The 26,561-nt window shown below is 73.3% G+C and carries 25 protein-coding genes and 1 pseudogene; 13 read left to right on the forward strand and 13 right to left on the reverse strand.

Going from position 1 to position 26,561, the window contains the following annotated elements:
• Window positions 1-79 precede the first annotated feature (79 nt).
• Window positions 80-1,537: an NCS2 family permease gene (locus ABTZ58_RS01720; RefSeq protein ID WP_351349252.1), complete on the forward strand. Its 1,458-nt coding sequence runs from the start codon at window positions 80-82 to the stop codon at window positions 1,535-1,537.
• Between the two features lie 33 nt (window positions 1,538-1,570).
• Window positions 1,571-2,725, forward strand: a complete 1,155-nt coding sequence (locus tag ABTZ58_RS01725; RefSeq protein WP_351349255.1) for an XdhC family protein — start codon at window positions 1,571-1,573, stop codon at window positions 2,723-2,725.
• Between the two features lie 359 nt (window positions 2,726-3,084).
• Here the strand turns inward: ABTZ58_RS01725 and ABTZ58_RS01730 are convergent, their stop codons facing one another.
• From ABTZ58_RS01730 to ABTZ58_RS01740, 3 genes are all read right to left on the reverse strand, one after another.
• Window positions 3,085-3,525, reverse strand: coding sequence for an SRPBCC family protein (locus ABTZ58_RS01730; protein WP_351349258.1), 441 nt, complete (start codon window positions 3,523-3,525; stop codon window positions 3,085-3,087).
• Window positions 3,526-3,672: 147 nt separating this feature from the next.
• Window positions 3,673-4,203 carry a Vgb family protein gene (locus tag ABTZ58_RS01735; protein WP_502995986.1) on the reverse strand — a complete coding sequence of 177 codons (531 nt, stop codon included), beginning with the start codon at window positions 4,201-4,203 and terminating at the stop codon, window positions 3,673-3,675.
• Between the two features lie 47 nt (window positions 4,204-4,250).
• Window positions 4,251-5,039: a polysaccharide deacetylase family protein gene (locus ABTZ58_RS01740; RefSeq protein ID WP_502995987.1), complete on the reverse strand. Its 789-nt coding sequence runs from the start codon at window positions 5,037-5,039 to the stop codon at window positions 4,251-4,253.
• 194 nt (window positions 5,040-5,233) lie between these two features.
• Between ABTZ58_RS01740 and ABTZ58_RS01745 the strand changes: the two genes are divergently transcribed.
• From ABTZ58_RS01745 to ABTZ58_RS01760, 4 genes are read left to right on the forward strand one after another with little or no spacing between them, the layout of a single operon-like run.
• On the forward strand, window positions 5,234-5,866 hold the full coding sequence (locus ABTZ58_RS01745; protein WP_351349264.1) for a D-glycero-alpha-D-manno-heptose-1,7-bisphosphate 7-phosphatase: 633 nt from the start codon (window positions 5,234-5,236) through the stop codon (window positions 5,864-5,866).
• Window positions 5,863-6,852, forward strand: coding sequence for a glycosyltransferase family 9 protein (locus ABTZ58_RS01750; RefSeq protein WP_351349267.1), 990 nt, complete (start codon window positions 5,863-5,865; stop codon window positions 6,850-6,852). The genes ABTZ58_RS01745 and ABTZ58_RS01750 overlap by 4 nt, the downstream gene beginning before the upstream one ends.
• A complete protein-coding gene (locus ABTZ58_RS01755) occupies window positions 6,849-7,007 on the forward strand; it encodes a hypothetical protein (RefSeq protein WP_351349269.1) in 159 nt (52 codons plus the stop codon). Before ABTZ58_RS01750 ends, ABTZ58_RS01755 begins: the two co-directional genes overlap by 4 nt.
• Before the next feature lie 59 nt (window positions 7,008-7,066).
• The gene (locus ABTZ58_RS01760; protein ID WP_351349272.1) at window positions 7,067-8,242 is read left to right on the forward strand and encodes a glycosyltransferase family 9 protein; all 1,176 of its coding nucleotides are present in this window, start codon (window positions 7,067-7,069) and stop codon (window positions 8,240-8,242) included.
• 46 nt (window positions 8,243-8,288) lie between these two features.
• Here ABTZ58_RS01760 and ABTZ58_RS01765 read toward each other — a convergent pair whose 3' ends face one another.
• The 4 genes and pseudogenes from ABTZ58_RS01765 to ABTZ58_RS01780 form a co-directional block, all read right to left on the reverse strand.
• On the reverse strand, window positions 8,289-8,609 hold the full coding sequence (locus tag ABTZ58_RS01765; RefSeq protein WP_351349274.1) for a DUF3040 domain-containing protein: 321 nt from the start codon (window positions 8,607-8,609) through the stop codon (window positions 8,289-8,291).
• Between the two features lie 114 nt (window positions 8,610-8,723).
• Window positions 8,724-9,370: pseudogene (locus tag ABTZ58_RS01770) on the reverse strand (polysaccharide pyruvyl transferase family protein); the annotation flags it as partial.
• A 67-nt stretch (window positions 9,371-9,437) separates the two neighbouring features.
• A complete protein-coding gene (locus ABTZ58_RS01775; protein WP_351349277.1) occupies window positions 9,438-10,880 on the reverse strand; it encodes a family 43 glycosylhydrolase in 1,443 nt (480 codons plus the stop codon).
• 146 nt (window positions 10,881-11,026) lie between these two features.
• Entirely contained in the window at window positions 11,027-11,839 is an 813-nt protein-coding gene (locus ABTZ58_RS01780) for a class I SAM-dependent methyltransferase (protein WP_351349280.1), read from the reverse strand.
• Between the two features lie 498 nt (window positions 11,840-12,337).
• Here ABTZ58_RS01780 and ABTZ58_RS01785 point away from each other — a divergent pair, with 498 nt between their 5' ends.
• Window positions 12,338-12,793, forward strand: a complete 456-nt coding sequence (locus ABTZ58_RS01785) for a VOC family protein (protein WP_351349282.1) — start codon at window positions 12,338-12,340, stop codon at window positions 12,791-12,793.
• 39 nt (window positions 12,794-12,832) lie between these two features.
• On the opposite strand, the gene ABTZ58_RS01790 is transcribed toward ABTZ58_RS01785, so the two are convergent.
• Window positions 12,833-12,994 carry a hypothetical protein gene (locus ABTZ58_RS01790; protein WP_502995988.1) on the reverse strand — a complete coding sequence of 54 codons (162 nt, stop codon included), beginning with the start codon at window positions 12,992-12,994 and terminating at the stop codon, window positions 12,833-12,835.
• Between the two features lie 275 nt (window positions 12,995-13,269).
• Here ABTZ58_RS01790 and ABTZ58_RS01795 point away from each other — a divergent pair, with 275 nt between their 5' ends.
• Both ABTZ58_RS01795 and pntB read left to right on the forward strand, forming a co-directional pair.
• On the forward strand, window positions 13,270-14,826 hold the full coding sequence (locus tag ABTZ58_RS01795; RefSeq protein WP_351349284.1) for a Re/Si-specific NAD(P)(+) transhydrogenase subunit alpha: 1,557 nt from the start codon (window positions 13,270-13,272) through the stop codon (window positions 14,824-14,826).
• A gap of 6 nt (window positions 14,827-14,832) precedes the next feature.
• On the forward strand, window positions 14,833-16,266 hold the full coding sequence (gene pntB, locus ABTZ58_RS01800) for a Re/Si-specific NAD(P)(+) transhydrogenase subunit beta (RefSeq protein WP_351349287.1): 1,434 nt from the start codon (window positions 14,833-14,835) through the stop codon (window positions 16,264-16,266).
• 72 nt (window positions 16,267-16,338) lie between these two features.
• Here pntB and argG read toward each other — a convergent pair whose 3' ends face one another.
• The 4 genes from argG to ABTZ58_RS01820 all read right to left on the reverse strand — a co-directional run bounded on the left by argG (window position 16,339) and on the right by ABTZ58_RS01820 (window position 22,849).
• The gene (argG, locus tag ABTZ58_RS01805) at window positions 16,339-17,793 is read right to left on the reverse strand and encodes an argininosuccinate synthase (RefSeq protein ID WP_351349290.1); all 1,455 of its coding nucleotides are present in this window, start codon (window positions 17,791-17,793) and stop codon (window positions 16,339-16,341) included.
• Window positions 17,794-17,865: 72 nt separating this feature from the next.
• Window positions 17,866-18,858, reverse strand: a complete 993-nt coding sequence (meaB, locus tag ABTZ58_RS01810; RefSeq protein ID WP_351349293.1) for a methylmalonyl Co-A mutase-associated GTPase MeaB — start codon at window positions 18,856-18,858, stop codon at window positions 17,866-17,868.
• Window positions 18,855-21,041 (reverse strand): methylmalonyl-CoA mutase, encoded by a 2,187-nt coding sequence (scpA, locus tag ABTZ58_RS01815; RefSeq protein ID WP_351349296.1) that lies wholly within the window; start codon window positions 21,039-21,041, stop codon window positions 18,855-18,857. The genes meaB and scpA overlap by 4 nt, the downstream gene beginning before the upstream one ends.
• Complete coding sequence (locus ABTZ58_RS01820; RefSeq protein WP_351349299.1) at window positions 21,038-22,849, reverse strand: methylmalonyl-CoA mutase family protein; 1,812 nt, start codon at window positions 22,847-22,849, stop codon at window positions 21,038-21,040. The genes scpA and ABTZ58_RS01820 overlap by 4 nt, the downstream gene beginning before the upstream one ends.
• Before the next feature lie 179 nt (window positions 22,850-23,028).
• On the opposite strand from ABTZ58_RS01820, the gene ABTZ58_RS01825 reads away from it, so the two are divergent.
• Complete coding sequence (locus ABTZ58_RS01825) at window positions 23,029-24,006, forward strand: SDR family oxidoreductase (RefSeq protein ID WP_351349302.1); 978 nt, start codon at window positions 23,029-23,031, stop codon at window positions 24,004-24,006.
• A gap of 64 nt (window positions 24,007-24,070) precedes the next feature.
• Here the strand turns inward: ABTZ58_RS01825 and ABTZ58_RS01830 are convergent, their stop codons facing one another.
• Window positions 24,071-24,292 (reverse strand): hypothetical protein, encoded by a 222-nt coding sequence (locus tag ABTZ58_RS01830; protein ID WP_351349305.1) that lies wholly within the window; start codon window positions 24,290-24,292, stop codon window positions 24,071-24,073.
• Between the two features lie 134 nt (window positions 24,293-24,426).
• Here ABTZ58_RS01830 and ABTZ58_RS01835 point away from each other — a divergent pair, with 134 nt between their 5' ends.
• The 3 genes from ABTZ58_RS01835 to ABTZ58_RS01845 are packed head-to-tail and all read left to right on the forward strand — an operon-like array spanning window position 24,427 to window position 26,534.
• Window positions 24,427-24,882 (forward strand): DUF4383 domain-containing protein, encoded by a 456-nt coding sequence (locus tag ABTZ58_RS01835; protein WP_351349308.1) that lies wholly within the window; start codon window positions 24,427-24,429, stop codon window positions 24,880-24,882.
• 6 nt (window positions 24,883-24,888) lie between these two features.
• Window positions 24,889-25,362, forward strand: a complete 474-nt coding sequence (locus tag ABTZ58_RS01840; protein ID WP_351349311.1) for a hypothetical protein — start codon at window positions 24,889-24,891, stop codon at window positions 25,360-25,362.
• Window positions 25,359-26,534, forward strand: a complete 1,176-nt coding sequence (locus ABTZ58_RS01845; RefSeq protein ID WP_351349314.1) for a zinc-dependent alcohol dehydrogenase — start codon at window positions 25,359-25,361, stop codon at window positions 26,532-26,534. The genes ABTZ58_RS01840 and ABTZ58_RS01845 overlap by 4 nt, the downstream gene beginning before the upstream one ends.
• Window positions 26,535-26,561 lie beyond the last annotated feature (27 nt).

The following is a 26,561-nucleotide window of genomic DNA, read 5'->3' on the forward strand; positions in this document are numbered from 1 at the left end:
GGCCGAAGCACCTTCCCAAATCCCGCACGTTGTCACGACGAGCCGCGGGTGCCCCTGTGAACCTTGGGAGTAGGCCCACATGACCCAGCAGTCCGCAGAGCCGAGGACCACAGCCGACGACGCGGGCGAAGGCACCCGCGTCCCGGCCGGGCGGTCCTGGCTCGACCGGTACTTCCACATATCCCACAGAGGGTCCACGGTCGCCCGTGAAGTGCGCGGCGGCATCACGACCTTCATGGCGATGGCGTACATCCTCCTGCTCAACCCCCTGATCCTCTCCGGCAGGGACGCGGCCGGCGACACGCTCGCCCAGCGGGGACTGATCACCGCGACCGCGTTCGCGGCGGCCCTCACCACCCTGCTGATGGGTTTCGTCGGCAAGGTGCCTCTCGCCCTCGCCGCGGGCCTGTCCGTCTCCGGGGTCCTCGCCTCCCAGGTCGCGCCCGAGATGACCTGGCCGCAGGCGATGGGCATGTGCGTGATGTACGGCGTCGTCATCATGCTGCTGGTCGTCACCGGCCTGCGCGAGATGATCATGAACGCGATCCCGCTCGCGCTCAAGCACGGCATCACCATGGGCATCGGCCTGTTCATCGCCCTCATCGGTTTCTACAAGTCCGGCTTCGTGCACCAGGGCGAGGCCACTCCGGTCACGCTCGGCCCGGCGGGGGAACTCGCCGGCTGGCCGGTCCTGCTCTTCGCCGCCACCCTGCTGCTGATCTTCATGCTGCAGGCCCGGAACGTCCCGGGCGCCATCCTCATCGGCATCGTCGGCGGCACGGTCGTCGCCGCGGTGCTCAACGCCGCCGGCGTCATCGACCCCAGGCAGTGGGCGGGCGGCGCCCCCGAACTCCACGGGAGCGCCGTGTCCATGCCCGACTTCTCGCTCTTCGGCGACGTCGAGTTCGGCGGCTGGGGCGAGGTCGGCGCGATGACCGTCGGCATGATCGTCTTCACGCTGGTGCTGGCCGGGTTCTTCGACGCGATGGCCACCATCATCGGCGTGGGCACCGAGGCGAAACTCGCCGACGACAAGGGCCGGATGCCGGGCCTGTCCAAGGCGCTGTTCATCGACGGGGCCGGCGGTGCGATCGGCGGTGTGTCGGGCGGCTCCGGCCAGACGGTGTTCATCGAGTCCGCGACCGGCGTCGGCGAGGGCGCCCGCACCGGCCTCGCCTCCGTCGTCACCGGACTGTTCTTCGCGGCCTGCCTGTTCTTCACCCCGCTCACGGCGATCGTGCCGTCGGAGGTCGCCGCCGCCGCCCTCGTCGTCATCGGCGCGATGATGCTGATGAACGCCCGGCACGTGGACTGGGCCGACCGCGCCACCGCCGTCCCGGTGTTCCTGACGGTCGTGCTGATGCCGTTCACGTACACCATCACCACGGGTGTCGCCGCGGGCGTCATCTCCTACGTCGCCATCAAGACCGCCCAGGGCAAGTGGCGCGAGATCGGCGCCTTCATGTGGATCCTCACGGCGGTGTTCCTCGTGTACTTCGCCCTCAACCCGATCGAGAGCTGGCTCGGCGTCCACTGACGCCCCGCTGCGGCCTTAAGGAGATTGAGACAGATGCTGGACATCGCCGAGGAGCTCAACCGGTGGGTCGAGCAGGGCCGTGACTTCGCCGTGGCCACCGTGGTGGCCGTCGGCGGCAGCGCGCCCCGGCAGCCCGGCGCCGCGCTCGCCGTGGACGCCGACGGCACGGCGCTCGGCTCCGTCTCCGGCGGCTGCGTGGAGGGCGCGGTCTACGAGCTGTGCGAGCAGGCGCTGCGGGACGGCGAGACCGTCCTGGAACGCTTCGGCTACAGCGACGACGACGCCTTCGCCGTGGGCCTGACCTGCGGCGGCTTCATCGACATCCTGGTCACCCCGGTACGCGCTGCCGATCCGGTCCGCCCGGTGGCCGGGGCCGCGCTCGCCGCCGCCGCGCGAAGGGAGGCGGCGGCGGTGGCCCGGATCGTGTCGGGCCCGCCCGAGCTGACGGGCCGGGCCCTGCTGGTCCGGCCCGACGGCTCCCGGTACGGCGGTTTCGGCGCCCATCCGGAGCTGGACCGTACGGTCGCGGCCGAGGCGGGCGCCTTCCTCGACGCCGGGCGCACCGGCACCCTGGAGATCGGAGAGCAGGGCTCCCGCTGCGGAGCACCGCTCACGGTCCTGATCGAGTCCTCGGTCCCCGCGCCCCGCATGATCGTGTTCGGCGCGATCGACTTCGCCTCCGCCCTGGTCCGCGTCGGCAAGTTCCTCGGCTACCACGTCACGGTGTGCGACGCCCGCTCCGTCTTCGCGACCCGGGCGCGCTTCCCCGAGGCCGACGAGATCGTCGTGGACTGGCCCCACCGCTACCTGGAGCGCACCGACGTCGACGCGCGCACGGTCCTGTGCGTGCTCACCCACGACGCCAAGTTCGACGTCCCGCTGCTGAAGCTCGCGCTGCGGCTGCCGGTGGCGTACGTCGGCGCCATGGGCTCCCGCCGCACCCACCTGGACCGCGACGCCCGGCTGCGCGAAGTCGGCGTCACCGAATTGGAGTTGAGCCGCCTGCACTCGCCGATCGGGCTGGACCTCGGCGCGCGTACGCCCGAGGAGACGGCCCTGTCGATCGCGGCGGAGATCGTCGCGGGGCGGCGCGGCGGGAGCGGGACGCCGCTGACCGGCGCTCACACGCCGATCCACCACGAGCCCGGACCGGTCGCGGCGGGACGGCGGATCGGGTCGGTCGCCTGAGCGTCCCCGCCGGGGCGGCGGACCGCGGCCTCCAGCGGCGGGAACGGTTCCCGCTCACCGCGCATCCGGGCCGGTCGGGCGACAGCGCGGCGACGACACCGCGTGGCCCGCCTCCTCGACGGTGCGCGGGGCGGGCCCGAGCCCGACGAGGACGGTCACCGCCGGCTGCGGGAGCACCCGCAGGTCAACCCGGCCGCGCACCGTCGCGGAACCCGGCCCTCAGGACTCCGTCGGGCGAGGGACCGCCGAGGGGGAGGGGGGCGACGTCCAGCCGGGCTCGGCCTCCGCTTCGTGGCCGCGCATGCCTCCACGGCCACCGGCTCCGGCCCGGTTGTCCTGGACGAAGGTTCCGCCCCGGCTCAGGGGTGGCGCAACAGCCGGTTCAGCGCCCGGCCGAAGACGTACCGCGCCGAACGCCGCACCACGCCGTCGAGGAGCGGCGGCAGGAAGCGGAGCCGGATCTCCTCCCGCCACACCACCCGGGTGCGCCCGCCCGGCCCCGGCCGCACCTCCAGTTCGGCCCAGCCGAGGACCACGCGCCCGCGCTTCTCCAGCCGGCAGATCCCCGGACCCCCGTCCGCCGGTGGCTGCCAGAGCGTGACCTCCATGGGGTCGTCGAAGGCGAGGGGCCCGATGCCCGAGCGGGCCACGACGCGTGTGCCTTCGCGGGTCGGGCCGGGCGGGACCACCCGGACCACCGTCAGCGGCACGGTGTCACCGTGCCGGGGCCACGCCGTGATCCGGCGCCACGCCTCGTCGAGGGGGAGCGGGGCCGTGCGCTGGAGCTCGATGTTCGCCACGGCACGATCGTAAAGAACCCGCGACGCGCGCCGTCCCGCCCGCGCCCCGTTCACCCGCCCGGCCCACCCGTGTGTCCGCAGCCCGGGCGGGCGACCGCCGCCCGGACCGGGCGTCCGTCGCGCCCCCGCCTCGCACGGTCCGCCGCCCTACGGCGCCACCCGCGCCACCGCCCCTGTCTCCAGGGCCACCCACAGCGCCCCGTCCGGCCCCACCGTGATGCCGTGGGGCTCGCAGGACGGGGTGGGCAGGATGTGTTCCGTGAGGGTGCCGTCCGGGGCGAGGCGGCCGACGCGACCGGCGCCCCACTCGGTGAACCAGCAGTCGCCGGGGCCGGTCGTGATGCCGTAGGGCCCGGCGTCCGCCGCCGGCAGGGCGAACGACGAGCTGTCGCCGTCGACGGTGACGCGGCCGATGCGGTGGTCTCCGGTCCGGGTGAACCACAGTGCCCCGTCCGGGCCGGGTGTGATGACGGTGGGGCGGCAGGACGGCGAGTCCAGCGGATACTGCGTGAAGGCGCCGTCCGGTGTGAGGCGTCCGATCCGGCCGTCGCGCACCAGCGTCAGCCACAGGGCCCCGTCGGGTCCGGTCGTGATGCCGTACGGTCCCGAGTCCGGGTCGGCCAGGGGGGATTTCCTGGATGGGCTGCGGCACGCATTCTCCCTTCGGCGCCCTCGCACCCTCCCCGCGATCGAGGTCGCCCACAACCTCTTTTCCCGGCGGCCCGTCACCGGTACACGGCCCCCGGCTCCGCCTTCCCCGGCGCCAGCAGCTGCGGCACCGTCACGAAGACGTAGCCGCGTTCCTTGAGCGCGTCGATGATGCCGGGCACGGCCGGCACGGTGCCGTCGTAGATGTCGTGCAGCAGGATGATGCCGTCCCGGGACGCCTGGTCGAGGACGCGGCGGCCGATCAGCTCCGAGTCGGTGGTCGTGTAGTCCTTCGCGGTCACGGTCCACAGCACCTCGGACAGGCCGAGTTCGCGGCAGATCTCGTGCACGGTGTCGTCGGTGCGGCCCTGCGGCGGGCGCATCAGGGTGGGGCGGCGGCCGGTGAGGCGCTCTATCTCCCGGTTCGGGCGCCGCAGTTCCTCGCGTATCTCCTCGGGTTCCAGGCCGGTCAGGATCTTGTGGTCCCAGGTGTGGCTGGCCACCTCGTGGCCCTCGTCGGCCATCCGCCGCACCAGCTCCGGGTACTTCTCGATGTGCCGCTCGCCCAGCAGGAAGAAGGTCGCCGGGACCTGCCTGTCCTTGAGGATGTCCAGCAGGCGCGCGGAGTGTTCGCTCGGCCCGGCGTCGAAGGTGAGCGCGATGCACTTGGCCTCGCGGCAGTCCACGGTCCCGAACCGGGCCGCCTGGGCGCCGGCGGCCGGCTCGGCCCGGACGGCGCTGGGTGCGGTGGTGTCGAGCCCCGAGCAGCCGCTCAGGACGAGGGTGAGGGCGGCGGCCGCCGCGAGCGTTCCGGCCGTTCGGAACGCGGTCCCCGTTTTCTTCATCTTCTTGGTCAGAGAAGGCATGCCGGGACTATACACATCATGTATACGCGTTGTTCATAGTGCTGTGGTTCGCCCCGGATGGCCCCACAGCGCTACTCGGGCTGACAAATCGGTGCTTTTGTCAGAAGTAGGCATCAATTGTTTAAGTCAGCTCACTCGCGGCACTCGCCAGCACCGAAGTCCTCCACACCCGCACGGGACGGAGCACCCGGTACATGCGCACCCTCGGGATCAACACGTCTTCCTCCGCCCGGCCCGTCAAGGCCGTGCTGTTCGACCGCGACGGCACGCTCGTCGAGGACGTCCCCTACAACGGCGACCCCGGCCTGGTACGCCCCGTCGACGGCGCCCGCGAGGCGCTCGCCCGCCTGCGTGAGGCCGGCATCGCCACCGGAGTCGTCACCAACCAGTCCGGCGTCGCGCGCGGCCTGCTCACCGAGGCCGACGTCCGCCGCGTCAACCACCGCGTGGACGAGCTCCTCGGCCCCTTCGACGTGTTCGCCGTCTGCCCGCACGGCCCCGAGGACGGCTGCCGGTGCCGCAAGCCGCAGCCCGGCATGGTGCTGTGGGCGGCCGGACGCCTGTGCACCCACCCCGCCGACCTCGTCGTCATCGGCGACATCGGCGCCGACGTGGAGGCCGCCCGCCGGGCCGGAGCGCACGGCATCCTCGTCCCCACCGCGCAGACGCGTCCCGAGGAGACCGCGGCGGCCGACCACGTCGCCCCCGACCTGAACACCGCCGTCCGCGCGGTGCTCGACGGAGTGCCGCGGGGCCGCGTCCTGGTCGACGAACGGCCCGTCCGGGAGGCCTTCACCTCCGGCCCCGGACCGGGGAGGTGCCGGTGAAAGCCCTCGTGACCCGACTCGACAGCTTCGGGGACGTGCTGCTCGCCGGACCGGCGATCCGCGCGGTCGCCGCCCGTGCCGACACCGTCACCCTGCTGTGCGGATCCCGCGGCGCGCCCGCCGCCCGGCTGCTCCCCGGCGTCGACGGCATCCTCGTGTGGGACGCGCCCTGGGTGGGCTTCGCATCCCCGCCCGTCGGCCGTGGCGAGGTCGACCAGCTCATCGACACGATCGACGCCGACACGGGGCTGATCCTCACTTCGTTCCACCAGTCGCCGCTGCCCGCCGCCCTGCTGCTGCGGCTGGCCGGTGTCGGCTTCATCGCCGCCGACAGCGAGGACTACCCCGGCTCCCTGCTCGACGTGCGCCACCACCGCGCCCCGCACGCCCACGAGGCCGAGGCCGCCCTCGACCTCGCCGAAGCCGCCGGGTTCCCGCCGGCCGACGACGGCCTCCTGCGGGTGCTCCCGCCACCCCCGACCGCCGGGCTCACCGGCCCCGGCCCCTACGTCGTCGTGCATCCCGGCGCCAGCGTCCCCGCCCGCGCCTGGAGCCCCGGGCGCTGCGCCGAGGCGGTGCGCGAACTGGCCGCCGCCGGACACCGGGTGGTGGTCACCGGAAGTGCGGGCGAGAGCGACCTGACCGCGTTCGTCGCGGGCGAGCAGGCCCTCGACCTCGGCGGCCGCACCGGCGCGGCGGAACTGTCCGGCGTCCTCGCGGGCGCCGACGCCGTCGTCACCGGCAACACCGGCCCCGCCCACCTCGCCGCCGCCGTCGGCACCCCCGTCGTGTCCCTGTTCGCGCCGGTGGTCCCCGCCGAACGCTGGCGGCCGTACGGCGTCCCGTACGTGCTGCTCGGCGACCAGGACGCGCCCTGCGCCGACAGCAGGGCCCGGGAGTGCCCCGTGCCCGGCCACCCGTGCCTGGACACCGTCACCGCGCAGGACGTGGTCACCGCCGTCGAGAAGCTGCGGGGGGAGGGATGAGGGTCCTCCTGTGGCACGTGCACGGCTCGTGGGCCACGGCCGGACCGGCCCGGGCCGTCCCCGAGGACGAACTGTTCCGGTACCTGCCCGACTTCCGTGCCTGGCCGGCCCGCGCGACGGCCCTGCTGGAGCGGGCGGCGGGAGGAGCGCGATGACCCACCCGATGAGCCGGGCCACGAGGGCGGACACGGAGGACCCACGGCAGTCTGCTGCCATGACACCGGACACCTCACGCGCCACGGCAGTCGGCACGGCTCCTGACACGGCGCGCGGCGCGGCAGGCGGCATGGCTCCCGGCACGGCATCCGACTCGGCTCCCGGCACGGCTTTCGGCGCGGCATCCGACCCGGCACGCGGCATGGCTCCCGACCCGGCACGCGGTACGGCACCCGACTCGGCACGGGGCCCTGGCGCGGCACCCGGCCCCGCGCCCGGCGCGACGCCGCCCCGCCTTCTCGTTCTGCGCGCGCTGGGGCTCGGTGACCTGCTCGCCGGCGTGCCCGCCCTGCGCGCGCTGCGGCGGGCGTACCCGCGGCACGAACTCGTGCTGGCCGCGCCCGCCGGGCTCGAACCGGTCGCCGCGGCGACGGGCGCCGTGGACCGGCTGCTGCCCGCCGCCGCCCCGGGGCGTGCGGTACCGCGGTCGCTCGACTGGAGCGGACCGCCCCCGGACGTCGCCGTCGACCTGCACGGCAACGGCCCGCCCAGCCACCGGCTGCTGATGGCGCTGCGTCCGCTGAGGCTGCTCGCCTTCGCCCACCCCGACACCCCCGAGGTCGACGGGCCGCCCTGGTACCCGGAGGAACACGAGCGCGACCGCTGGTGCCGGCTGCTCGGGGCCTACGGCATCGACGCCGACCCCGGCGACGTGCACCTGCCCCGCCCGGACACGGTCTCCCCGGCGCCCGGCGCGGTCGTGCTGCACCCGGGAGCCGGATCACCGGCCCGCTGCTGGCCCGTGGAGCGCTACGCCGCCGTCGCGACGGAGCTGCGCGCCAGGGGCTTCAGGGTCGTCGTCACGGGCGGCGCCGACGAGGGCGATCTCGTGGCCCGGCTCGCCAAGCGGGCCGGGCTGCCCGACACGGACGTCTTCGGCGGCGGCCTGCCCTACGGCCGGCTGGCCGCGCTCGTCGCCGGCGCGCAGGTCGTCATCAGCGGCGACACCGGCATCGCCCACCTCGCGGTCGCCCACGCGACGCGCTCGGTCACCCTGTTCGGCCCGGTGGCGCCGAGCCGCTGGGGCCCACCGCCCGACCCGCGCCACCGCGCGCTGTGGTACGGCCCCGAGGGAGACCCGCACGGCAGCCGGACCGACCCCGCGCTGCTGCGCATCACCCCCGCCGACGTCCTGGACGCCGTCGCCGCACTGCCCGGCATCCGGCACCCGTGAGGGGGGAACGGAGACCACACCTTGCCCGCCCCGCGCCCCCGGGCGCTCAGCCGCCGCACCACCAGCACATCAGCCGGAACCCGGCGAACAGCGTCACGGGCCACAGGGCGGCGAACGCCCAGATGACGGCGGGCTCGGAGGTCACCATCCCGGCCACCATCAGACCCGTCGACACCGCGAACAGCGACGCCACGGTCAGGACGCGGGGACGGTAGGCGGCCACCCGGGACAGCAGCCGGGCGGGGCCGGGGCGGCGGCTCGGCCGCAGGGTGCGCATCCGGCGGTCGAGACGGCGGTCGCGGCGCAGGGCGCGTTCCATCTCGTCGAGGATGCGCTGCTCGTGGTCGGGGAGTCGGCCGATGGACACGCGGTTCTCCTTCCGGGCGGCCGGACCGTGAGTCCTCCTGGGGACGTGCGGGGGGACGTGCGGCGGGGACGTGCGGCGGGGGACGACAAGCGGGTGCCCCGTGAGGTCCGTGAGTTAACCGCGGACCGGCCGCGCCAGCGCCTCGACGAGCCGGTCCGCGTTGTCCGGCAGGCGCCCTCGCGGAACCCGTCCCGGATCTGCCGCGCGGTCACCCGCCCACCGGTCAGGCACCAGTCCCACCAGCGGTCCAGCCGCCGCACCTCCAGCCGCTCGGCCGGCAACAGCGCGGGCCAGCCGCAGGCCCGGGCCTGTGCGGTCAGCCTGGCTCCGCCGGAGACTGGGTCGACGGCCGGCACCGGGGTGCCGGCCCGCAGCGCGATCACGAGGCCGTGCAGCCGGTCGGTGACCACGAGGTCCAGCCGGGCCAGCACGGACTGCAACTGCGCGGGCGTGGCGCTCAGGTGCCGGTCGTGGGTGTCGAGCCGGGTCTCCAGCTCCAGCCATGCGCAGTCCTTCGCGGCCAGCCAGCGCGTCACCTCCTCGGCGACCTGCCCCTGCCGCCGCGGCCGTCCGTACCCGTACTCCTCCTGCCCGTGCGTGAGGATCACCCCCACCACCGGCCGCGCGGGAACCTCGGGGGCGCGGGCCGCCAGGTCCTCCACCGGTTCGCTGTCGGGCGCGTCCCGGGGCAGCACCCGGTGGAAGCCGGTCACGGCCGCGCTGCCGGGGTCGATCACCGAGGTGATGACGGCGATCCGCATCCGCACACGCCCTGAGTGCCCGCCCACCGGGTGCGCAATCAGGGCATCACGCGCATATGACCCGCTGTCACTGGGCGTAGAAGGTGGCGTCCGCCCGGTCCGTGGCCGTGCTCACCGCCTGCACGTGCAGCAGGTACTCCCAGTGCCGGACGTACCGCCCGGGGTAGTTGTACGACTCGTACGAGACACCCGCGGAGTCGGCGAGCCCGCCGCGCCGGTGGAAGGTGGCGTCGGCGGCGAACGACGCGCTGCCGTCGTTGCGCTCCAGCCACACCTCGAAGTTGTCGTGCCGCAGGTAGTACCCGGGGAAGTTCGCCGACTCCAGCGAGACGGTGCCGCTGCCGGCGAGACCGGGCACGACCCGGAACTGCGAGTCGGCGAGCTGGATGACGTTCGCCTCGATCCGGGCCCGGTAGTCGTAGTGCCGGACGAACCGGTCCGGGAAGTTGTACGAGGAGAAGCGCTGCGGGGTGACCCCGTCGGCCACGGGAATGCCGAAGTTCGGGGTGCCGTCGGCGTTCCAGTACACCTTCTGCACGCGGGTGCGGCGGTTGGGGTCGTTGAGCGGGTCGCCGCTGATGTCCTTGTAGCTGCGGTCGTGGTAGACGAGGATGTCGCTCTTCCCGTCCTCGGAGACCGTGAAGGAGTTGTGGCCCGGGCCCCACTGCCCGGTCGCGGCGCTGCTCGCGAAGACGGGGGTGGCGCTCTTGCTCCAGGACGCCTGGCTGAGCAGGTTCGCGCTCACGGAGGCGGTGAGCATGCCGAGGCAGTAGTTGCTGTCGGTGGCGCTCGCGGAGTACGTCATGAACACCTTGCCGCCGCGCTGGATGACGGCGGGGCCCTCGTTGACCTTGTAGCCGGCGGTCTCCCAGGAGTAGGTGGGGCGCGACAGCATCACCGGAGTCCCGGTGATGGTCCAGGGGTTGGCCATCTTCGCGAGGTAGAGGTCCGTGTTGTTGCTCACCGACGGGTCGCGCTGCGCCCAGGCCAGGTAGCGCACGCCGCCCACCACGAAGGTCGTGGCGTCCAGGGAGAAGCTCTCCCACTGGGTCTTGATCTGGCCCTTCTCCGTCCAGGCCGCGGTGAGCGGGTTGGCGCCGGTGCCCTCCAGGACGTACATCCGGATCGCCCAGATGTCGTCGGTGGCGCCCGCGGCGAAGTACACGTACCACTTGCCGTCGATGAAGTGGATCTCCGGCGCCCAGATGTGGGCGCCCATGACGCCACTGGCGTGCTTGGTCCAGATCGTCGTCTCCGGCGCCGACTTCAGCCCCTGGATGGTGGTCGCCCGGCGCAGCACGATGCGGTCGTACTCCGGGACGGTCGCGGTGAAGTAGTAGTAGCCGTCGGTGTGCTTGACGATGTGCGGATCGGCGCGCTTCTCCGCGATCGGGTTGGTGTACGTGACGGCGGGGGAGTCCGGCACGGCGGCCTGCGCGGGCGCGCCGGCGAGGCAGGTCGCGAGGGCTACGAGGACCGCGAGCAGCAGCCGAAGGGGTATGCGTCTCAAGGGAGTTCTCCGGGAGGCGGGGGGAGGCCGAGGTGGAGATTCTGTCCGTCATGTCGAACGTGGTTCGTGAAATCGGCCATGAGTGAGGTCAGAAGATAAGGGGGGCTCCCATCCCCGTCAACGGTTCGGACAGCGGACGGCGCGGGTCAGCCGGAGAAGCGGGCCGTGCCCGTCAGGACGCGGACGTCGAGGTCGGTGACCTCGTTCGCGGTCAGGCGCGCGGTGAACTCGGCCCGCACCCGCTCCACGGCGTCCGGTGACAGCCCGTCGAGCATCCGGCGCGTCCCGCTGCCGGTGGCCAGGGTCCAGGCGGTGTCCGGGGACAGCGGGGCGTCGAACCGCCGCCGGCCGACCCGCGGCTCGCTCCCGCCAAGGTCCGTGAGCCAGGCCGCGAGCGTGTCGGCGGTGTCGATCCGCGCCAGCTGGTCGCGTTGCGGCGGGCGGGGCAGGTGGCGTTCGGTCTCGACGGCGCCCACGAGCGCCGACTGCCAGCCGCCGAGCGCCCCCTTCTCCCAGACGGTCACGACGAACCGGCCGCCGGGGCGCAGCATCCGGGTCAGCGCGGCGGAGTCCCGGTCCATGTCCGGAAAGAAGAACACGCCCAGCGCGCACATCACGACGTCGTAGCCGGCACCGGGCACGGGCCAGGAGGTGACCTCGTGCCGGTGGAAGCGGATGTTCTCCAGGCCCTCCTCACGCGCCCGGCGCTCACCGATCGCCAGCAGCCCGGCCGCGAGGTCCACGGCGTCCACCCGGCCCGCCGGTCCGACGGCCCGAGCGGCCGGCAGCGCCGACGCACCGGCCCCGCAGCAGGCGTCCAGCACCGACTCGCCGACGGCCGGGGCGGCCACGGCGGCGGTGGCCGCGCCGATCGGGTCCCACAGCACCGGCGACCAGTGGTGGAACTGCTCCGCCCCCGCGCTGAAGACGTCCCCGACGGTGTTCTCTCCGGTGGTCACACGCATCCGTCCCCTCGTCGTATGGCCGCAGAGTCTAGATTCGACGGCTCCGGTTCGCAGGTGATTACCGTGGGGCGGGTGCGGCGGTAGGCCCCGGGGCCGACGGGCCGACGGGCCGACGGGCCGGCGGGCCGCGAGCTTCGGGCCGCGACCTCGCCGCCCGGCACACACGCCCTCCGGCCGGTCTTCCGGCCTCGCCGCCCGCCGTCCGGCCCTGGCCGCCCGTTCCGGGAGTGCTGCCCGGTCCGGCTGGCGGCTTGGCCGCAGCTTCCGGCCCCTGGCCGTCCGGTCGGGGGTTTCGCGGTCCGGCTCGCGGGCCTGGGCCGTCCGGCCTGGCGGCTTGGCCGCCCAGCTACCGGTCCTGGCCGCCCCATCTGCGGCTTCGCGGTTGCCGCGCTCCCCGCTCGCCCGCAACCACGTGCCGCTCGACGGGTGACGGGGTCACGACGCGGCGCTTTTCTGCGATCCACGGTCCCCGGGGCCCGGCATCGTGCAGGCATGACACACACACCCGACACCCCGGCCGTCACCCGGCTCTACCCCCGGCTCGTGGTCTCCGACGGAACCCGCGCGATCGACTTCTACCGCGACGCGCTCGGCACGGAGGAGATCGAGCGCTACACCGGCCCCGGGGGACGGATCGTGCACGCCCTGCTGCGCCTCGGCGACGCGGTCTTCGCGGTCAAGGACGCCGACGGGGGCGACCCGGCCCCGCCCTCCCTCGGCGGCACCCCCGTGATCATGGCCCTGGACGTCACCGACGCGGACGCCGTTGCCGAGGACATGGTGCGGGCCGGGGCGACGGTGGTGTACCCCGTCGCCGACCAGCACTATGGACAGCGCGGCGGGCGGCTCGCCGACCCGTTCGGCCATCTCTGGATGATCTCCCAGACCATCGAGGACCTCACGCCGGAGGAGGTCCAACGGCGCACCGACGCGATGTTCTCGTCCTGACCGGCGCGACCGGGCCCCGCCGCCCACGGGAGGTGGGCATCAACCGGCCCGCGCCGACGGCTCCCCGGCCTTCGGAGCGTCCGCGTCCACCTTGCCGCCCGGGTGGCGCAGGGCGCACAGGAAGGCGACGCCGAGGGTGATGGCCATGCCGCAGAACACCCACTGGTTGGCCTCGGCGAAGTCCATGCGGATCGCGGACATCGCGTCCCGGGTCGCCTCGGCGGCGGACCCGGTGCCGGTGGGCGGCAGGGCGTCGCCGTTGCCCCAGTCCGCGCCCGGCCGTGCCCTGCCGCATCAGAGGACCCATGGCTCGCCGGTCCCAGCGATACCGCCGAACGCCTCTCCCGGCAACCCCCCTGCGGTGTGAGGACGCCCTCTCCGGCCATGTGACCACGGCCCGCCACGGATGCCGCGTCGAACGTGCAGGATGCGGGCACCAAGGAGGACAGGCACACGAACGACGGGAGAGGCAGACGATGGTCCCAGCGGAACCAGAACCCCAGAGGATCGGCGTCCCGGCCGAATCCACTGCGGGCGAGACCAGGGTGGCGGCGACGCCCGCCACCGTGGGGAGACTTGCCGCGCTCGGGTACGACGTCGTGGTCGAACCGGGAGCGGGGGCCTCGTCCCGCTTCTCCGACGCGGCCTACGAGGAGGCGGGAGCGCGGCTCGGCGACCCGTGGGCGGCCGAGATCGTCCTGAAGGTCAACGCCCCCTCGGCCGAGGAGATCGGCAGGCTCCGCGACGGGGCCACGCTGATCGCGCTGATCAGCCCCGCCTTCAACCCGGAGCTGGTCGAGGAACTCGCACGGCGGCCGATCACGGTGCTGGCCATGGACGCCGTGCCGCGCATCTCGCGCGCCCAGTCCCTGGACGTGCTCAGCTCGATGGCGAACATCGCCGGCTACCGGGCCGTGGTCGAGGCGGCGCACGCCTTCGGCCGGTTCTTCACCGGGCAGGTGACCGCCGCCGGCAAGGTGCCGCCGGCCAAGGTGCTGGTGGCCGGCGCCGGCGTGGCCGGGCTCGCGGCGATCGGCGCGGCCCGCAGCCTCGGCGCCGTGGTCCGCGCCACCGACCCCCGGCCCGAGGTCGCCGAGCAGGTCCGCTCCCTGGGCGGCGAGTTCCTGACGGTCTCCGCCGAGCAGGAGGTCAGCACCGACGGCTACGCCAAGGCGACCTCCGAGGACTACAACCGGCTCGCCGCGCAGCTGTACGCCGAGCAGGCCGCCGACGTCGACATCGTCATCACCACCGCGCTCATCCCCGGCCGCCCGGCGCCGCGGCTGATCACCGCCGAGCACGTGGCCCGCATGAAGCCCGGCAGCGTCATCGTCGACATGGCCGCGGCCCAGGGCGGCAACGTCGAGGGCACGGTCCCGGGCAAGGCCGTCGTCACCGACAACGACGTGACGATCATCGGTTACACCGACCTGCCCGGTCGGCTGCCCGCCCAGGCCTCGCAGCTGTACGGCACCAACATCGTCAACCTGATGAGGCTGCTCACGCCCGGCAAGGACGGCCGGCTCGTCCTCGACTTCGACGACGTGGTGCAGCGCTCGATCACCGTGGTCCGCGAGGGCGAGAAGACCTGGCCGCCGCCCCCGGTGCAGGTGTCCGCCGCACCGGCCCCCGCCGCCGCGAAAGAGGCCGCGGCGCCCGCCCCCGAGGCGGCGGCCAAGCCCGCCCGGCCCGCGTGGGCCTCCTACGCCCTCGTGGCCGCCGGCGCGCTCGCGCTGTTCCTCGTGACGGCCTTCTCCCCGAGCGAACTCCTCGGCCACTTCACGGTGTTCGTGCTGGCGATCGTCATCGGCTTCTACGTCATCGGCAACGTGCACCACGCCCTGCACACCCCGCTGATGTCGGTCACCAACGCCATCTCCGGGATCGTCGTGGTCGGCGCGCTGCTGCAGATCGGGCAGGGGGACACCGCCGTCACCGTGCTGTCGTTCGCCGCGATCCTGCTGGCGAGCATCAACATCTTCGGCGGATTCGCCGTCACCCGCCGCATGCTCGGCATGTTCTCGAAGGGCTGATCAGGGATGACCACAGACACGGCCGCACAGGCCGCCTACGTCGTCGCGGCGCTGCTGTTCATCCTCAGCCTCGCCGGCCTCTCGCAGCACCGCACCTCCCGCTCCGGAGTCGTCTGGGGCATCGCCGGGATGGTCGTCGCGCTGGCCGCCACGGTCGGTCTCGCCTCCCGGAGCATCACCGCCACCGGGCTGGTGCTGATCGCCGTCGCCACCGCCGTCGGCGCGGGCATCGGGCTCTGGCGGGCCAAGGTCGTGGAGATGACCGGCATGCCCGAGCTGATCGCCATCATGCACAGCCTGGTCGGCCTCGCCGCCACGCTCGTCGGCTGGAACGGCTACCTCGACGTCGACGCCGAACTCTCCGGCTCGCTGCTCGGCATCCACCACGCCGAGGTGTTCATCGGCGTGTTCATCGGCGCCGTCACCTTCACGGGCTCGGTCGTCGCCTACCTGAAGCTCTCGGCGCGCATCGCCTCCCGTCCGCTGACGCTGCCCGGCAAGCACGTGCTGAACATCGGCGCGCTGGTCGCCTTCGTGGGGCTGACCATCGCGTTCGTGGCCCGTCCGAACATGGGCCTGCTCATCGCGGTCACCGCGATCGCGCTGGCGCTCGGCGCGCACCTGGTCGCCTCCATCGGCGGCGGCGACATGCCGGTGGTGGTCTCCATGCTGAACAGCTACTCGGGCTGGGCGGCGGCCGCCTCGGGCTTCCTGCTCGCCAACAACCTGCTCATCGTCACCGGTGCGCTGGTCGGCTCCTCCGGTGCCTACCTGTCGTACATCATGTGCAAGGCGATGAACCGCTCGTTCATCTCGGTGATCGCCGGCGGCTTCGGCACTCCCGCCGCCGCTGCCGACGAGGGCGAGCAGGGCGAGCACCGGGAGATCAGCGCCGAGGAGACCGCGGAACTCCTCGGCAACGCCACCTCGGTCATCATCACCCCGGGCTACGGCATGGCCGTCGCCCAGGCGCAGTACCCGGTCGCCGAACTGGCGCGCAAGCTGCGCGAGCGCGGCGTCGAGGTGCGCTTCGGCATCCACCCGGTCGCCGGCCGCCTGCCCGGGCACATGAACGTGCTGCTGGCCGAGGCGAACGTGCCGTACGACATCGTCCTGGAGATGGACGAGATCAACGACGACTTCGCCGCCACCTCGGTCGTCCTGGTCATCGGCGCCAACGACACCGTCAACCCGGCCGCCACGGACAACCCGTCCAGCCCGATCGCGGGCATGCCGGTGCTGCACGTGTGGGAGGCGGCGAACGTGGTCGTCTTCAAGCGGTCGATGGCCGCCGGCTACGCGGGCGTGCAGAATCCGCTGTTCTTCCGCGAGAACACCCAGATGCTCTTCGGCGACGCCAAGCAGCGGGTGGAGGACATCCTGCGGGGCCTGGACGCCCTGGACACCCCGGCCCGGGAGATGGCGGGCTCGTCCCGCTGAACCACCGGGCACGGACACGGGAGGGCCGGCTCGACGGTGTCGAGCCGGCCCTCCCGCTTTCGGTCCGTGCGGTCAGTCCGTGCCGGACTCCATCGCCGCGCGGTCAAGCCAGGCGTCCTCCTCCGAGACCGCGCCCCGGGAGGCGATGGCCTCGGCGCCGCCCTCGGGCAGCTCCGGCATGGTGCCGATCAGCCCGGTCGCGGCGGCCTGGGAGGCGCCGATGGTGGGGCTGCCGGTGCCGATCAGGCCGATGCCGGCGTACTGCTCCAGCTTGGCGCGCGAGTCGGCGATGTCGAGGTTGCGCATGGTGAGCTGGCCGATCCGGTCCACCGGGCCGAACGCGGAGTCCTCGGTGCGCTCCATGGACAGCTTGTCCGGGTGGTAGCTGAACGCCGGGCCGGTCGTGTCGAGGATCGAGTAGTCCTCGCCGCGCCGCAGCCGCAGCGTGACCTCGCCGGTGACGGCCGCGCCGACCCAGCGCTGCAGCGACTCGCGGATCATCAGCGCCTGCGGGTCCAGCCAGCGGCCCTCGTACATCAGCCGGCCGAGGCGACGGCCCTCGGTGTGGTACTGGGCGAGGGTGTCCTCGTTGTGGATGGCGTTGACGAGGCGCTCGTAGGCGGCGTGCAGCAGGGCCATGCCGGGGGCCTCGTAGATGCCGCGGCTCTTGGCCTCGATGATCCGGTTCTCGATCTGGTCGGACATGCCGAGCCCGTGCCGGCCGCCGATGGCGTTGGCCTCCATGACCAGGTCGACGGCGGAGGCGAACTCCTTGCCGTTGACCGACACCGGGCGGCCCTGGTCGAAGCCGATCGTCACGTCCTCGGTGGCGATCTCGACCGACGGGTCCCAGAACTTCACGCCCATGATGGGCTCGACCGTCTCGATGCCGGTGTCCAGGTGCTCCAGGGTCTTCGCCTCGTGCGTGGCGCCCCAGATGTTGGCGTCGGTGGAGTACGCCTTCTCCGTGCTGTCGCGGTAGGGGAGGCCGTGGGCGAGCAGCCACTCCGACATCTCCTTGCGGCCGCCCAGCTCGGTCACGAACGCCGCGTCCAGCCAGGGCTTGTAGATCCTCAGGTGCGGGTTGGCGAGCAGGCCGTAGCGGTAGAACCGCTCGATGTCGTTGCCCTTGAAGGTGGAGCCGTCGCCCCAGATCTGGACGTCGTCCTCCAGCATCGCCCGCACCAGGAGCGTGCCGGTGACGGCCCGGCCCAGCGGGGTGGTGTTGAAGTACGCCCGCCCGCCCGAGCGGATGTGGAACGCGCCGCAGGTGAGTGCGGCCAGGCCCTCCTCGACCAGCGCGGCCCGGCAGTCGACCAGGCGCGCGATCTCGGCCCCGTAGGTCTTGGCACGGCCGGGCACCGAGGCGATGTCGGGCTCGTCGTACTGGCCGATGTCGGCGGTGTAGGTGCACGGGACGGCGCCCTTGTCGCGCATCCACGCGACCGCGACGGACGTGTCGAGACCGCCCGAGAAGGCGATGCCGACGCGCTCGCCGGCGGGCAGGGAGGTGAGGACCTTGGACATGGAAAGAGTATGTCTCACTTTGCATAATCATGCAAGCCGGATATGGGCATCGCCGTCCCGGCCCGGTGACCTTCAGGAACCAGTCGCTCCGGAACCGCCGAGCGCGCCGAGGATCCGCTCGGCCGCCAGCGTCGGGGTCAGCTCGCCCTCCCGGACCTGCCGCTCCAGCACCGGTGCCAGGGCCCGCACCGCCGGGTCGGCCCGCAGCCGGCCGAGGAGTTCGTCGCGGACCATGGTCCAGGTCCAGTCGACCTGCTGGTCGCGGCGCTTGGCGGTGAGCCGGCCCGTGGAGTCCAGCAGCGTGCGGTGCTGTTCCAGGCGCTCCCACACCGCGTCCAGACCGGTGGACTCGCGGGCGCTGCAGTGCAGCACCGGCGGCGTCCAGAAGGCGTCCTTGCCGTGCATCAGCCTGAGCGCGCCCGCCAGTTCCCGCGCGGCGGCCCGGGCGTCGCGCTCGTGCGGCCCGTCCGCCTTGTTGACGGCGATCACGTCGGCCAGCTCCAGCACGCCCTTCTTGATGCCCTGGAGCTGGTCGCCGGTGCGGGCGAGGGTCAGCAGCAGGAAGGTGTCGACCATGTTGGCCACGGCCGTCTCGGACTGCCCGACGCCGACCGTCTCCACCAGGATCACGTCGTAACCGGCCGCCTCCATCACCACGATCGACTCGCGGGTGGCCTTGGCGACCCCGCCCAGCGTGCCCGCGGTGGGGGAGGGGCGCACGAACGCCGCCGGGTCCACCGCCAGGCGCTCCATCCGGGTCTTGTCGCCCAGGATGGAACCGCCCGTACGGCTGGAGGACGGGTCGACGGCCAGCACCGCCACCCGGTGCCCGAGCGAGGTCAGCAGCGTGCCGAAGGCGTCGATGAACGTCGACTTGCCCACCCCCGGCACCCCGCTGATCCCGATGCGCCGGGCCCGGCCGCCGTGCGGCAGCAGCGCGGTCAGCAACTCCTGGGCCAGTGCCCGGTGCTGCGGCCGGGTCGACTCGACGAGGGTGATCGCGCGGGCGACGATCGCCCGCTTCCCGTCGAGTACGCCCTTCACATACGCGTCGACATCGATCACAGGTCGTGCCCGAGGCCGTCCGACAGCCGCTTGACCAGGTCGTACGCCGCGTCCGGGATCACCGTCCCGGGCGGGAAGACGGCCGCCGCGCCCATCTCCAGGAGCGTGGGCACGTCCTGCGGCGGGATCACGCCGCCGACCACGACCATGATGTCCTCGCGGCCCTCCTCGGCCAGCGCCTCGCGCAGCGCCGGGACGAGGGTCAGGTGACCGGCCGCCAGCGACGAGACGCCGACGATGTGCACGTCCGCCTCGACGGCCTGCCGGGCCACCTCGGCGGGCGTCTGGAACAGCGGGCCGACGTCGACGTCGAAGCCGAGGTCGGCGAAGGCGGTGGCGATCACCTTCTGGCCGCGGTCGTGGCCGTCCTGGCCCATCTTGGCGACCAGGATGCGCGGGCGGCGGCCCTCGGCCTCCTCGAAGGCGGACACCAGGGTGCGGGTGCGGTCCACGCTCGGGGACTCTCCCGTCTCGTTGCGGTACACGCCGGTGATGGTACGGATCTGGCTCGCGTGCCGGCCGTACACCTTCTCCAGGGCGTCGGAGATCTCCCCGACCGTGGCCTTGGCGCGGGCCGCGTGCACGGCCAGCTCCAGCAGGTTGCCCTCGCCCGCGGCGGCCCGGGTCAGCGCGTCCAGGGCCTCCCGGCAGGCCGTCTCGTCGCGCTCGGCGCGCAGCCGCCGCAGCTTCTCGATCTGCTGGGCGCGCACCGAGGAGTTGTCGACCTTGAGCACGTCGATCTGCTCGTCGGTCTCCACGCGGTACTTGTTGACGCCGATCACCGGCTGGCGGCCCGAGTCGATGCGTGCCTGGGTGCGGGCCGCGGCCTCCTCGATGCGCAGCTTGGGGAGGCCCGCGTCGATGGCCTTGGCCATGCCGCCCGCGGCTTCCACCTCCTGGATGTGCCGCCAGGCCCGCCGGGCCAGGTCGTACGTCAGCCTCTCCACGTACGCGCTGCCGCCCCACGGGTCGATGACCCGGGTCGTGCCGGACTCCTGCTGCAGGAGCAGCTGGGTGTTGCGGGCGATGCGCGCCGAGAAGTCGGTCGGCAGGGCCAGCGCCTCGTCGAGCGCGTTGGTGTGCAGCGACTGGGTGTGGCCCTGGGTGGCCGCCATCGCCTCGACGCAGGTGCGTGTGACGTTGTTGAAGACGTCCTGCGCGGTGAGCGACCAGCCCGAGGTCTGCGAATGGGTGCGCAGCGACAGCGACTTGGCGTTCTGCGGGTCGAACTGCTTGACCAGCTTCGCCCACAGCAGGCGCGCCGCGCGCAGCTTGGCGATCTCCATGAAGAAGTTCATGCCGATCGCCCAGAAGAACGAAAGCCGGGGCGCGAACGCGTCCACGTCCAGGCCCGCTTCACGGCCCGCGCGGATGTACTCCACGCCGTCCGCGAGGGTGTACGCCAGCTCCAGGTCGGCCGTCGCACCGGCCTCCTGGATGTGGTAGCCGGAGATGGAGATGGAGTTGTAGCGCGGCATCCGCTGCGAGGTGAAGGCGAAGATGTCGGAGATGATCCGCATCGACGGCTTCGGCGGGTAGATGTAGGTGTTGCGGACCATGAACTCCTTGAGGATGTCGTTCTGGATGGTCCCCGCCAGCTTCTCCGCCGGTACGCCCTGCTCCTCCGCCGCCACGATGTACAGCGCCAGCACCGGCAGCACGGCGCCGTTCATCGTCATCGACACGGTCATCTTGTCCAGCGGGATCCCGTCGAACAGCTGCCGCATGTCGAGGATCGAGTCGATGGCCACGCCCGCCATGCCGACGTCACCGGTCACGCGCGGGTGGTCGCTGTCGTACCCGCGGTGCGTGGGCAGGTCGAAGGCGACCGACAGGCCCTTCTGCCCGGCCGCGAGGTTGCGCCGGTAGAAGGCGTTGGACTCCTCGGCCGTGGAGAAGCCGGCGTACTGGCGGATCGTCCAGGGCTGGTTGACGTACATCGTCGGGTACGGCCCGCGCAGGTACGGCGCCGCGCCCGGGTAGGTGTCCAGGAAGTCCAAGCCCTCCAGGTCACGGCCGGTGTACAGCGGCTTGACCGCGATGCCCTCCGGGGTCTCCCACAGCAGGTCGTCCCCGCCGGAGGCGTTCTTGACCGCCGCGCGCCACTCGTCGGGGCTGCCGTCGGCGGCCGGGGTGCCCAGCTCGATCCCGGAGAAGTCGGGGATGCCATCGGGGGCGGTCATCGGGCAACTCCCATGCGGTCGAGGGTCGCGGACAGCACGGCCACGGCGTCGCAGCCCGCGAAGACGTAACCGTCGACACCCGGGTACTCCCCGGGCCGCCCGGCGAGGAACACGTGCGAGGCGCCCGCCTCCTTGAGCTCCGCGGCCCGGGCCGCCGCCTGCTCCTCGTAGAGGGCGTCGCTGGAGCACAGCACGGCCTCGGCCGCGCCGCTCCCGGCGAACGGGCCCTCGGTGACCGGCTCGATGCCGCCCGCCTGGAACAGGTTGGAGGCGAAGGTGAGGCGCGCGGTGTGGGCGGCGGCCGGGCCGAGCGCGGCCAGGTAGATCCGCGGCCGGGAGCCGGTCGCGGCCAGGTGCGCGTCCGAGCGGGCGCGCAGCGCCTCGAAGGCCTCGTCGCGACGCACCCGCGGCAGCCCGCCGGACGGCTGCTCGGGGGCGCTCGCGCGCACCACCGGCTTCTCCGCCAGGAACGGGAACTCGCTGACGCCGGTGACGGGTTCGCGCCGCTTGGCCAGCCGGGCGCTCCGCGCCCGCCAGGTCTCGGCGAGGTCCCGCTCGACGTCCCCGGAGCGCAGGGCGGCCGCCATGCCGCCGAGCCGCTCGATGCGCTGGAAGAACTCCCAGCCGGCGTGGGCGAGTTCGTCGGTGAGCCGCTCCACGTACCAGGAGCCGCCCGCCGGGTCGATGACCCGGGCCAGGTGCGACTCCTCGATGAGGATCGTGGAGGTGTTGCGGGCGATGCGGCGGGCGAACGCGTCCGGCAGGCCGAGCGCGTGGTCGAAGGGCAGCACGGTCACCGCGTCGGCCCCGCCCGCCCCGGCGGCCAGCGTGGCGATGGTCGTGCGCAGCATGTTCACCCACGGGTCGCGCCGCGTCATCATCACCGGCGAGGTGACGACGTGCTGCGCCTGCGCCCCGGCGCGCGGCGCGCCGCACACCTCGGCGACCCGCGCCCACAGCCGGCGCGCCGCCCGCAGCTTGGCGATGGTGAGGAACTGGTCCGCGGTCGCCGCGTAGCGGAACTCCAGCTGTCCGCAGGCCTGTTCGACGCCCAGCCCGGCGCTGGTCAGCTCCCGCAGGTACGCCACCGCCGTGGCCAGCGAGGCGCCCAGTTCCTGCGCGGCCGACCCGCCGGCCTCGTGGTACGGCAGCGCGTCCACGCTCAGGGCCCGCAGCCCCGGGTACCGCTCGTCGCACAGCCGCGCCAGCTCCGCCGCCGGCGCCGCGTCGTCCCGCTGCCCGGTACGGGCCTCGTGGCCGAGCGGATCGACGCCCAGGTTGCCGCGCGCGGCCTCCGGTGCCACGCCCCGCTCCTCGTACAGCCGCAGCAACTCCCGTGCGGCACAGCGCGCGTCGGGACCCGCGTCGAGCACGACCGGGGCGAGATCGAGGTAGACGCCGTCCAGGACCCGGCCGAGCTCCGGCACCGGGATGCCGCCCTCGCCCACGGTCAGCCAGAGGGAGGTGACCCCGTTCTCCAGGTCCGCGAGCACCGCGTCGTGGTCGGCCGTGGTGTGCCGCTGCCGTACGTCCCAGCCGCCGACCGTGTTCCCCTCGGCGCGGCCGCCGCGCACAAAGGGCGCGAAGCCCGGCAGACCCGGCTCGGGTGAGGCGTCGCGCGCGGTGTAGAGGGGCCGGGTGCGCAACCCGTCCTCCAACGCGGTGGAGAGGGCTTCCTCGGCCTCGGCGCCCTCGACGTCCTTGCCCGCTCTGCGCAGCACACCCGCCACAAGGCGCTGCCACTGCTCATGGGGCACGTCAGGGAACTCGCCGGCCAGCTCAAGCCCGTCGTCAGGCAGGACCGTCATGCTCGGATGCTAGGACACGAGCAGGAAGGAGCAGCAGAGGGCGCGGCTGTGACCTTTCCCTCGCCCTGACTGTGACCCCGCTTACCGGGCCGGTGCCGTCCCGCGCGGCGCGGGTACCCGGCGGGCGGCGGAGGCGGGCACGAGGGGCCCGGCCCGCGGCAGACGTGAGGAGGTGCGGGATGCGACTGCGGGATCACGTGGTGGTGGTGACCGGGGCGTCCAGCGGGATCGGACGGGCCACGGCGGAGGCGTTCGCCCGCAAGGGCTGCGCCGTGGTGCTGGCGGCGCGGCGCGAGGAGGCGCTGCGGGCGGCGGCCGAGGAGTGCGCGAGGCACCGGGGGGCCAGGACGCTGGTCGTACCGACCGACGTGAGCGACGTCGAGGCGGTCGAGGACCTGGCGCGGCGCGCGGTGGAGGAATTCGGCCGGATCGACGTCTGGGTCAACAACGCGGCCGTCAACGCCTTCGGCCGGTTCGAGGACGTGCCGCTGGAGGACTTCCGCAGGGTCCTGGACGTCAACGTCATGGGGTGCGTCCACGGCGCCCGGGCGGCGCTGCCCGTCATGCGGGAGCAGGGCTCGGGCACGCTGATCAACGTCTCGTCCATCGTGGGGGCCGTCGCCCAGCCGTACAGCCACCCGTACGGCATGTCCAAGCACGCCGTCCGGGCGCTCGGCTCCGGTCTGCGGCAGCAGCTGCGCGTGGAGGGCGTGAAGGGCATCGACGTGTGCACGGTGCTGCCCGCGACCATCGACACGCCCCACTTCCAGCAGGCGGCCAACTACACCGGGCACAAGGTCGTGGCCATGCCGCCCGTCTACACCCCCGAGCGCGTCGCCAAGGCGGTGGTGGCGCTCGTCCGCCACCCGCGCCGCGAGGTCGTGGTCGGCCCGGCCGGCCGCGCGCTGGTGCGCCAGTCGCGGATGGCACCGGCACTGGCCGAGCGGGCCATGGCCCGGCAGACGGACCGCGCCCACCTGGACCACGACGAGGACGCTCCGGCCACGCACGGCGCGCTGCACGTCCCGGCACCCGGCGAGGGCGCGGTGCACGGCGGCTGGGGCGGGCGACGGCGCACCGCGCTGCGCAGGGCCGCCCTGGCGGCCGCGCTGGCGGGCGCGGCGGTGACCGCGGGGCGGCGGCTGTCCCGCGCCTGAGGGCGACAGGGCGATGGCCCGCCCCCAGGAGCGGGCCATCGCCCTGTCGCGTCCGGTGGGCCGTCTACCCCACGGGCACCGGCACCCGGACCGACCCGATGACGAACCCGTTGCGCACCCGGGCCGGTACGCGGTTCAGCGGGATCCTCACGGCGTGCTGTCCCCTCAGGCGGGTGCGCACCAGGGGCGCGTCGGTGCGGGCCCTGCGGTCGGGCAGCCAGGTGTACCCCTTGGCCAGCAGGGCGAGCGAGCTGTCCGCGAGTGGTGCACGACGACTTTCATCCATCGCGCGGTGAGTGCCCGCCGGCCTCACCGGAAAAACACGGGCCCCGCACCGCACGATTGCGCCCCGGAAAGGGGTACTCGCCGCGCATCGGGGCGCTCACCGTGACGCGCCCCCCGCGCCGGAAGGCCACCGTCATGAACACACGCACTTCGCCGACGAGAACGGCCCGCACCCCCGTCCAGCAGGCGGCGATGCTGGTCGGAGCGGTGTTCCTGCTGGTGGGGATCCTGGGCTTCATCCCGGGGATCACCACGGACTACGACACCATGGAGTTCGCCTCGCACGACTCCCGCGCCGAGCTCCTCGGGATCTTCCAGGTCTCGATCCTGCACAACCTCGTCCACCTCGCGTTCGGCGTCGCGGGCCTGGCCCTGTCCCGCAGCGCCTCGGGCGCCCGCACCTACCTCCTGGCGGGCGGCGCCATCTACCTCGTCCTGTGGCTGTACGGCCTGCTCATCGGCCACGACAGCGACGCCAACTTCGTCCCGCTGAACACGGCCGACGACTGGCTGCACTTCGTCCTCGGCATCGGCATGATCGCCCTGGGCGTGCTGCTCACCCGTCGTGGGGCCACCTCCCGGAGGATGTGACCGCCGATGGCTCACGCGAAGACACTGTGGGCGGCCGCCGCGGGGATCACCGCCGGCGCCGTGATCGCCTGGCAGCGCAAGGCGGCGGGCGCCTCCGGCCCCGCCGCCGCCGACGACCGCTGGCTGGCCGTGACGATCAACATCGATCCCGGCGAACTCCAGCCCGACAAGCTGCCCGCGCCCCTGCGGGAGTACGGCGACCGCATCGAGACACGCATCAGCCCGGCCCCGGGTGACCGCGGCACCGAACTCGCCGTACGGCTGCGGGAGCCCCAGCCCGAGGGCGCGCACTCCCTGCCCGCCCGGCTCGCCGGCGAGGACCCGCGCCAGGACCTGCGCCGGGCGCTGCGCGACGCCAAGTCGCTGCTGGAGGCCGGAGAGGTCCTCGAACCCGACGCGCCGCCCACCACCCACGACACCCCGGGCGGGAAACTCGTCGGACTGCTCGGCCGCCGCGCCGGTGGGGAGGGAGTGCTGTGAAGGCCCTGTGCTGGGAAGGCGTCAACAAGCTCTCCGTCGAGCAGGTGCCCGACCCCGAGCTCCGGGGCGACCAGGACGTCATCGTCCGGCTCGTCGCCGGCACCACCTGCGGCTCCGACCTGCACCTCATCGGCGGCTACATCCCCTTCATGCGGTCCGGGGACGTCATCGGCCACGAGTTCGTCGGCGAGGTCGTCGAGGTCGGCTCGGCCGTGCGCAGGCACAAGGTCGGCGACCGGGTCGTGGTGTGCTCCTTCGTCGGCTGCGGCCGCTGCTGGTACTGCACCCACGACCTGTGGTCCCTGTGCGACAACACCAACACCAACCCGGGCATCGGACAGGCCCTGTTCGGCGCCGACACCGGTGGCATCTTCGGCTACTCCCACGCCATGGGCGGGCTGCGCGGCAGCCACGCCGAGTACGTGCGGGTGCCCTTCGCCGACCACGGGGCCTTCCCCGTCCCGGAGGGCGTCGACGACACCAGCGCCCTGTTCGTCTCCGACTCGGTGCCCACGGGCTGGATGGGCGCCGACCTGGGCGGCGTCAAGCCCGGCGACGTGGTCGCCGTGTGGGGCTGCGGGGCCGTCGGCCAGATGGCGGCCCGGGCCGCGATCCTGCTGGGCGCGGAACGCGTGATCTCCATCGACCGCATCCCCGAGCGGCTGGCGATGACCGAACGTCACATCGGCAGTGAGGTCATCGACTACACCGCCACCGACGTCGGCGCCGAACTGCGCGAACGCACCGGCGGCCGCGGCCCCGACGTGTGCATCGAGGCGGTCGGCATGGAGGCGCACAGCGACAGCCCGGTCCACCTCTACGACCAGGTGAAACAGCAACTGCGCCTGCAGACCGACCGGCCCACCGCCGTGCGCCAGGCCATCCACGCCTGCCGCAAGGGCGGCACCGTCTTCGTCCTCGGCGTCTTCGCCGGCGCCGTCGACAAGTTCCCCCTGGGCGCGGTGATCAACAAGGGCCTGACGATCCGGGGCGCCCAGCAGCACGGCCAGCGCTACATCCCGATGCTGCTGGACCGGCTGGCGGCCGGGGAGCTGAGCACCTCCCACCTCGCCACCCACAGCGTGCCCCTGGACGATGCACCGCGGGCCTACGAGATGTTCAAGGACAAGAGCGACGGCTGCGTCCGCGCGGTCATCCGGCCGGGCGGCTGACGTGCCCCACCACCGCACACTGCCCCG

This window comes from Streptomyces sp. NPDC094143 (assembly GCF_040303825.1).
In the GTDB taxonomy this organism is placed as follows: Bacteria; Actinomycetota; Actinomycetes; order Streptomycetales; family Streptomycetaceae; genus Streptomyces.

Bases quoted from the DNA above. Each gene is read 5' to 3' on its own strand.
- ABTZ58_RS01740 (WP_502995987.1), bottom strand. From the start codon at position 5,039: ATGCCTTCTCTGACCAAGAAGATGAAGAAAACGGGGACCGCGTTCCGA.
- ABTZ58_RS01725 (WP_351349255.1), top strand. From the start codon at position 1,571: ATGCTGGACATCGCCGAGGAGCTCAACCGGTGGGTCGAGCAGGGCCGT.
- ABTZ58_RS01830 (WP_351349305.1), bottom strand. From the start codon at position 24,292: ATGGATGAAAGTCGTCGTGCACCACTCGCGGACAGCTCGCTCGCCCTG.
- ABTZ58_RS01755 (WP_351349269.1), top strand. From the start codon at position 6,849: ATGAGGGTCCTCCTGTGGCACGTGCACGGCTCGTGGGCCACGGCCGGA.
- ABTZ58_RS01835 (WP_351349308.1), top strand. From the start codon at position 24,427: ATGAACACACGCACTTCGCCGACGAGAACGGCCCGCACCCCCGTCCAG.
- ABTZ58_RS01790 (WP_502995988.1), bottom strand. From the start codon at position 12,994: ATGTCCGCGATCCGCATGGACTTCGCCGAGGCCAACCAGTGGGTGTTC.
- ABTZ58_RS01825 (WP_351349302.1), top strand. From the start codon at position 23,029: ATGCGACTGCGGGATCACGTGGTGGTGGTGACCGGGGCGTCCAGCGGG.
- pntB (WP_351349287.1), top strand. From the start codon at position 14,833: ATGACCACAGACACGGCCGCACAGGCCGCCTACGTCGTCGCGGCGCTG.
- scpA (WP_351349296.1), bottom strand. From the start codon at position 21,041: ATGACCGCCCCCGATGGCATCCCCGACTTCTCCGGGATCGAGCTGGGC.
- ABTZ58_RS01820 (WP_351349299.1), bottom strand. From the start codon at position 22,849: ATGACGGTCCTGCCTGACGACGGGCTTGAGCTGGCCGGCGAGTTCCCT.
- ABTZ58_RS01760 (WP_351349272.1), top strand. From the start codon at position 7,067: ATGACACCGGACACCTCACGCGCCACGGCAGTCGGCACGGCTCCTGAC.
- ABTZ58_RS01840 (WP_351349311.1), top strand. From the start codon at position 24,889: ATGGCTCACGCGAAGACACTGTGGGCGGCCGCCGCGGGGATCACCGCC.
- ABTZ58_RS01720 (WP_351349252.1), top strand. From the start codon at position 80: ATGACCCAGCAGTCCGCAGAGCCGAGGACCACAGCCGACGACGCGGGC.
- argG (WP_351349290.1), bottom strand. From the start codon at position 17,793: ATGTCCAAGGTCCTCACCTCCCTGCCCGCCGGCGAGCGCGTCGGCATC.
- ABTZ58_RS01785 (WP_351349282.1), top strand. From the start codon at position 12,338: ATGACACACACACCCGACACCCCGGCCGTCACCCGGCTCTACCCCCGG.
- ABTZ58_RS01745 (WP_351349264.1), top strand. From the start codon at position 5,234: ATGCGCACCCTCGGGATCAACACGTCTTCCTCCGCCCGGCCCGTCAAG.
- ABTZ58_RS01795 (WP_351349284.1), top strand. From the start codon at position 13,270: ATGGTCCCAGCGGAACCAGAACCCCAGAGGATCGGCGTCCCGGCCGAA.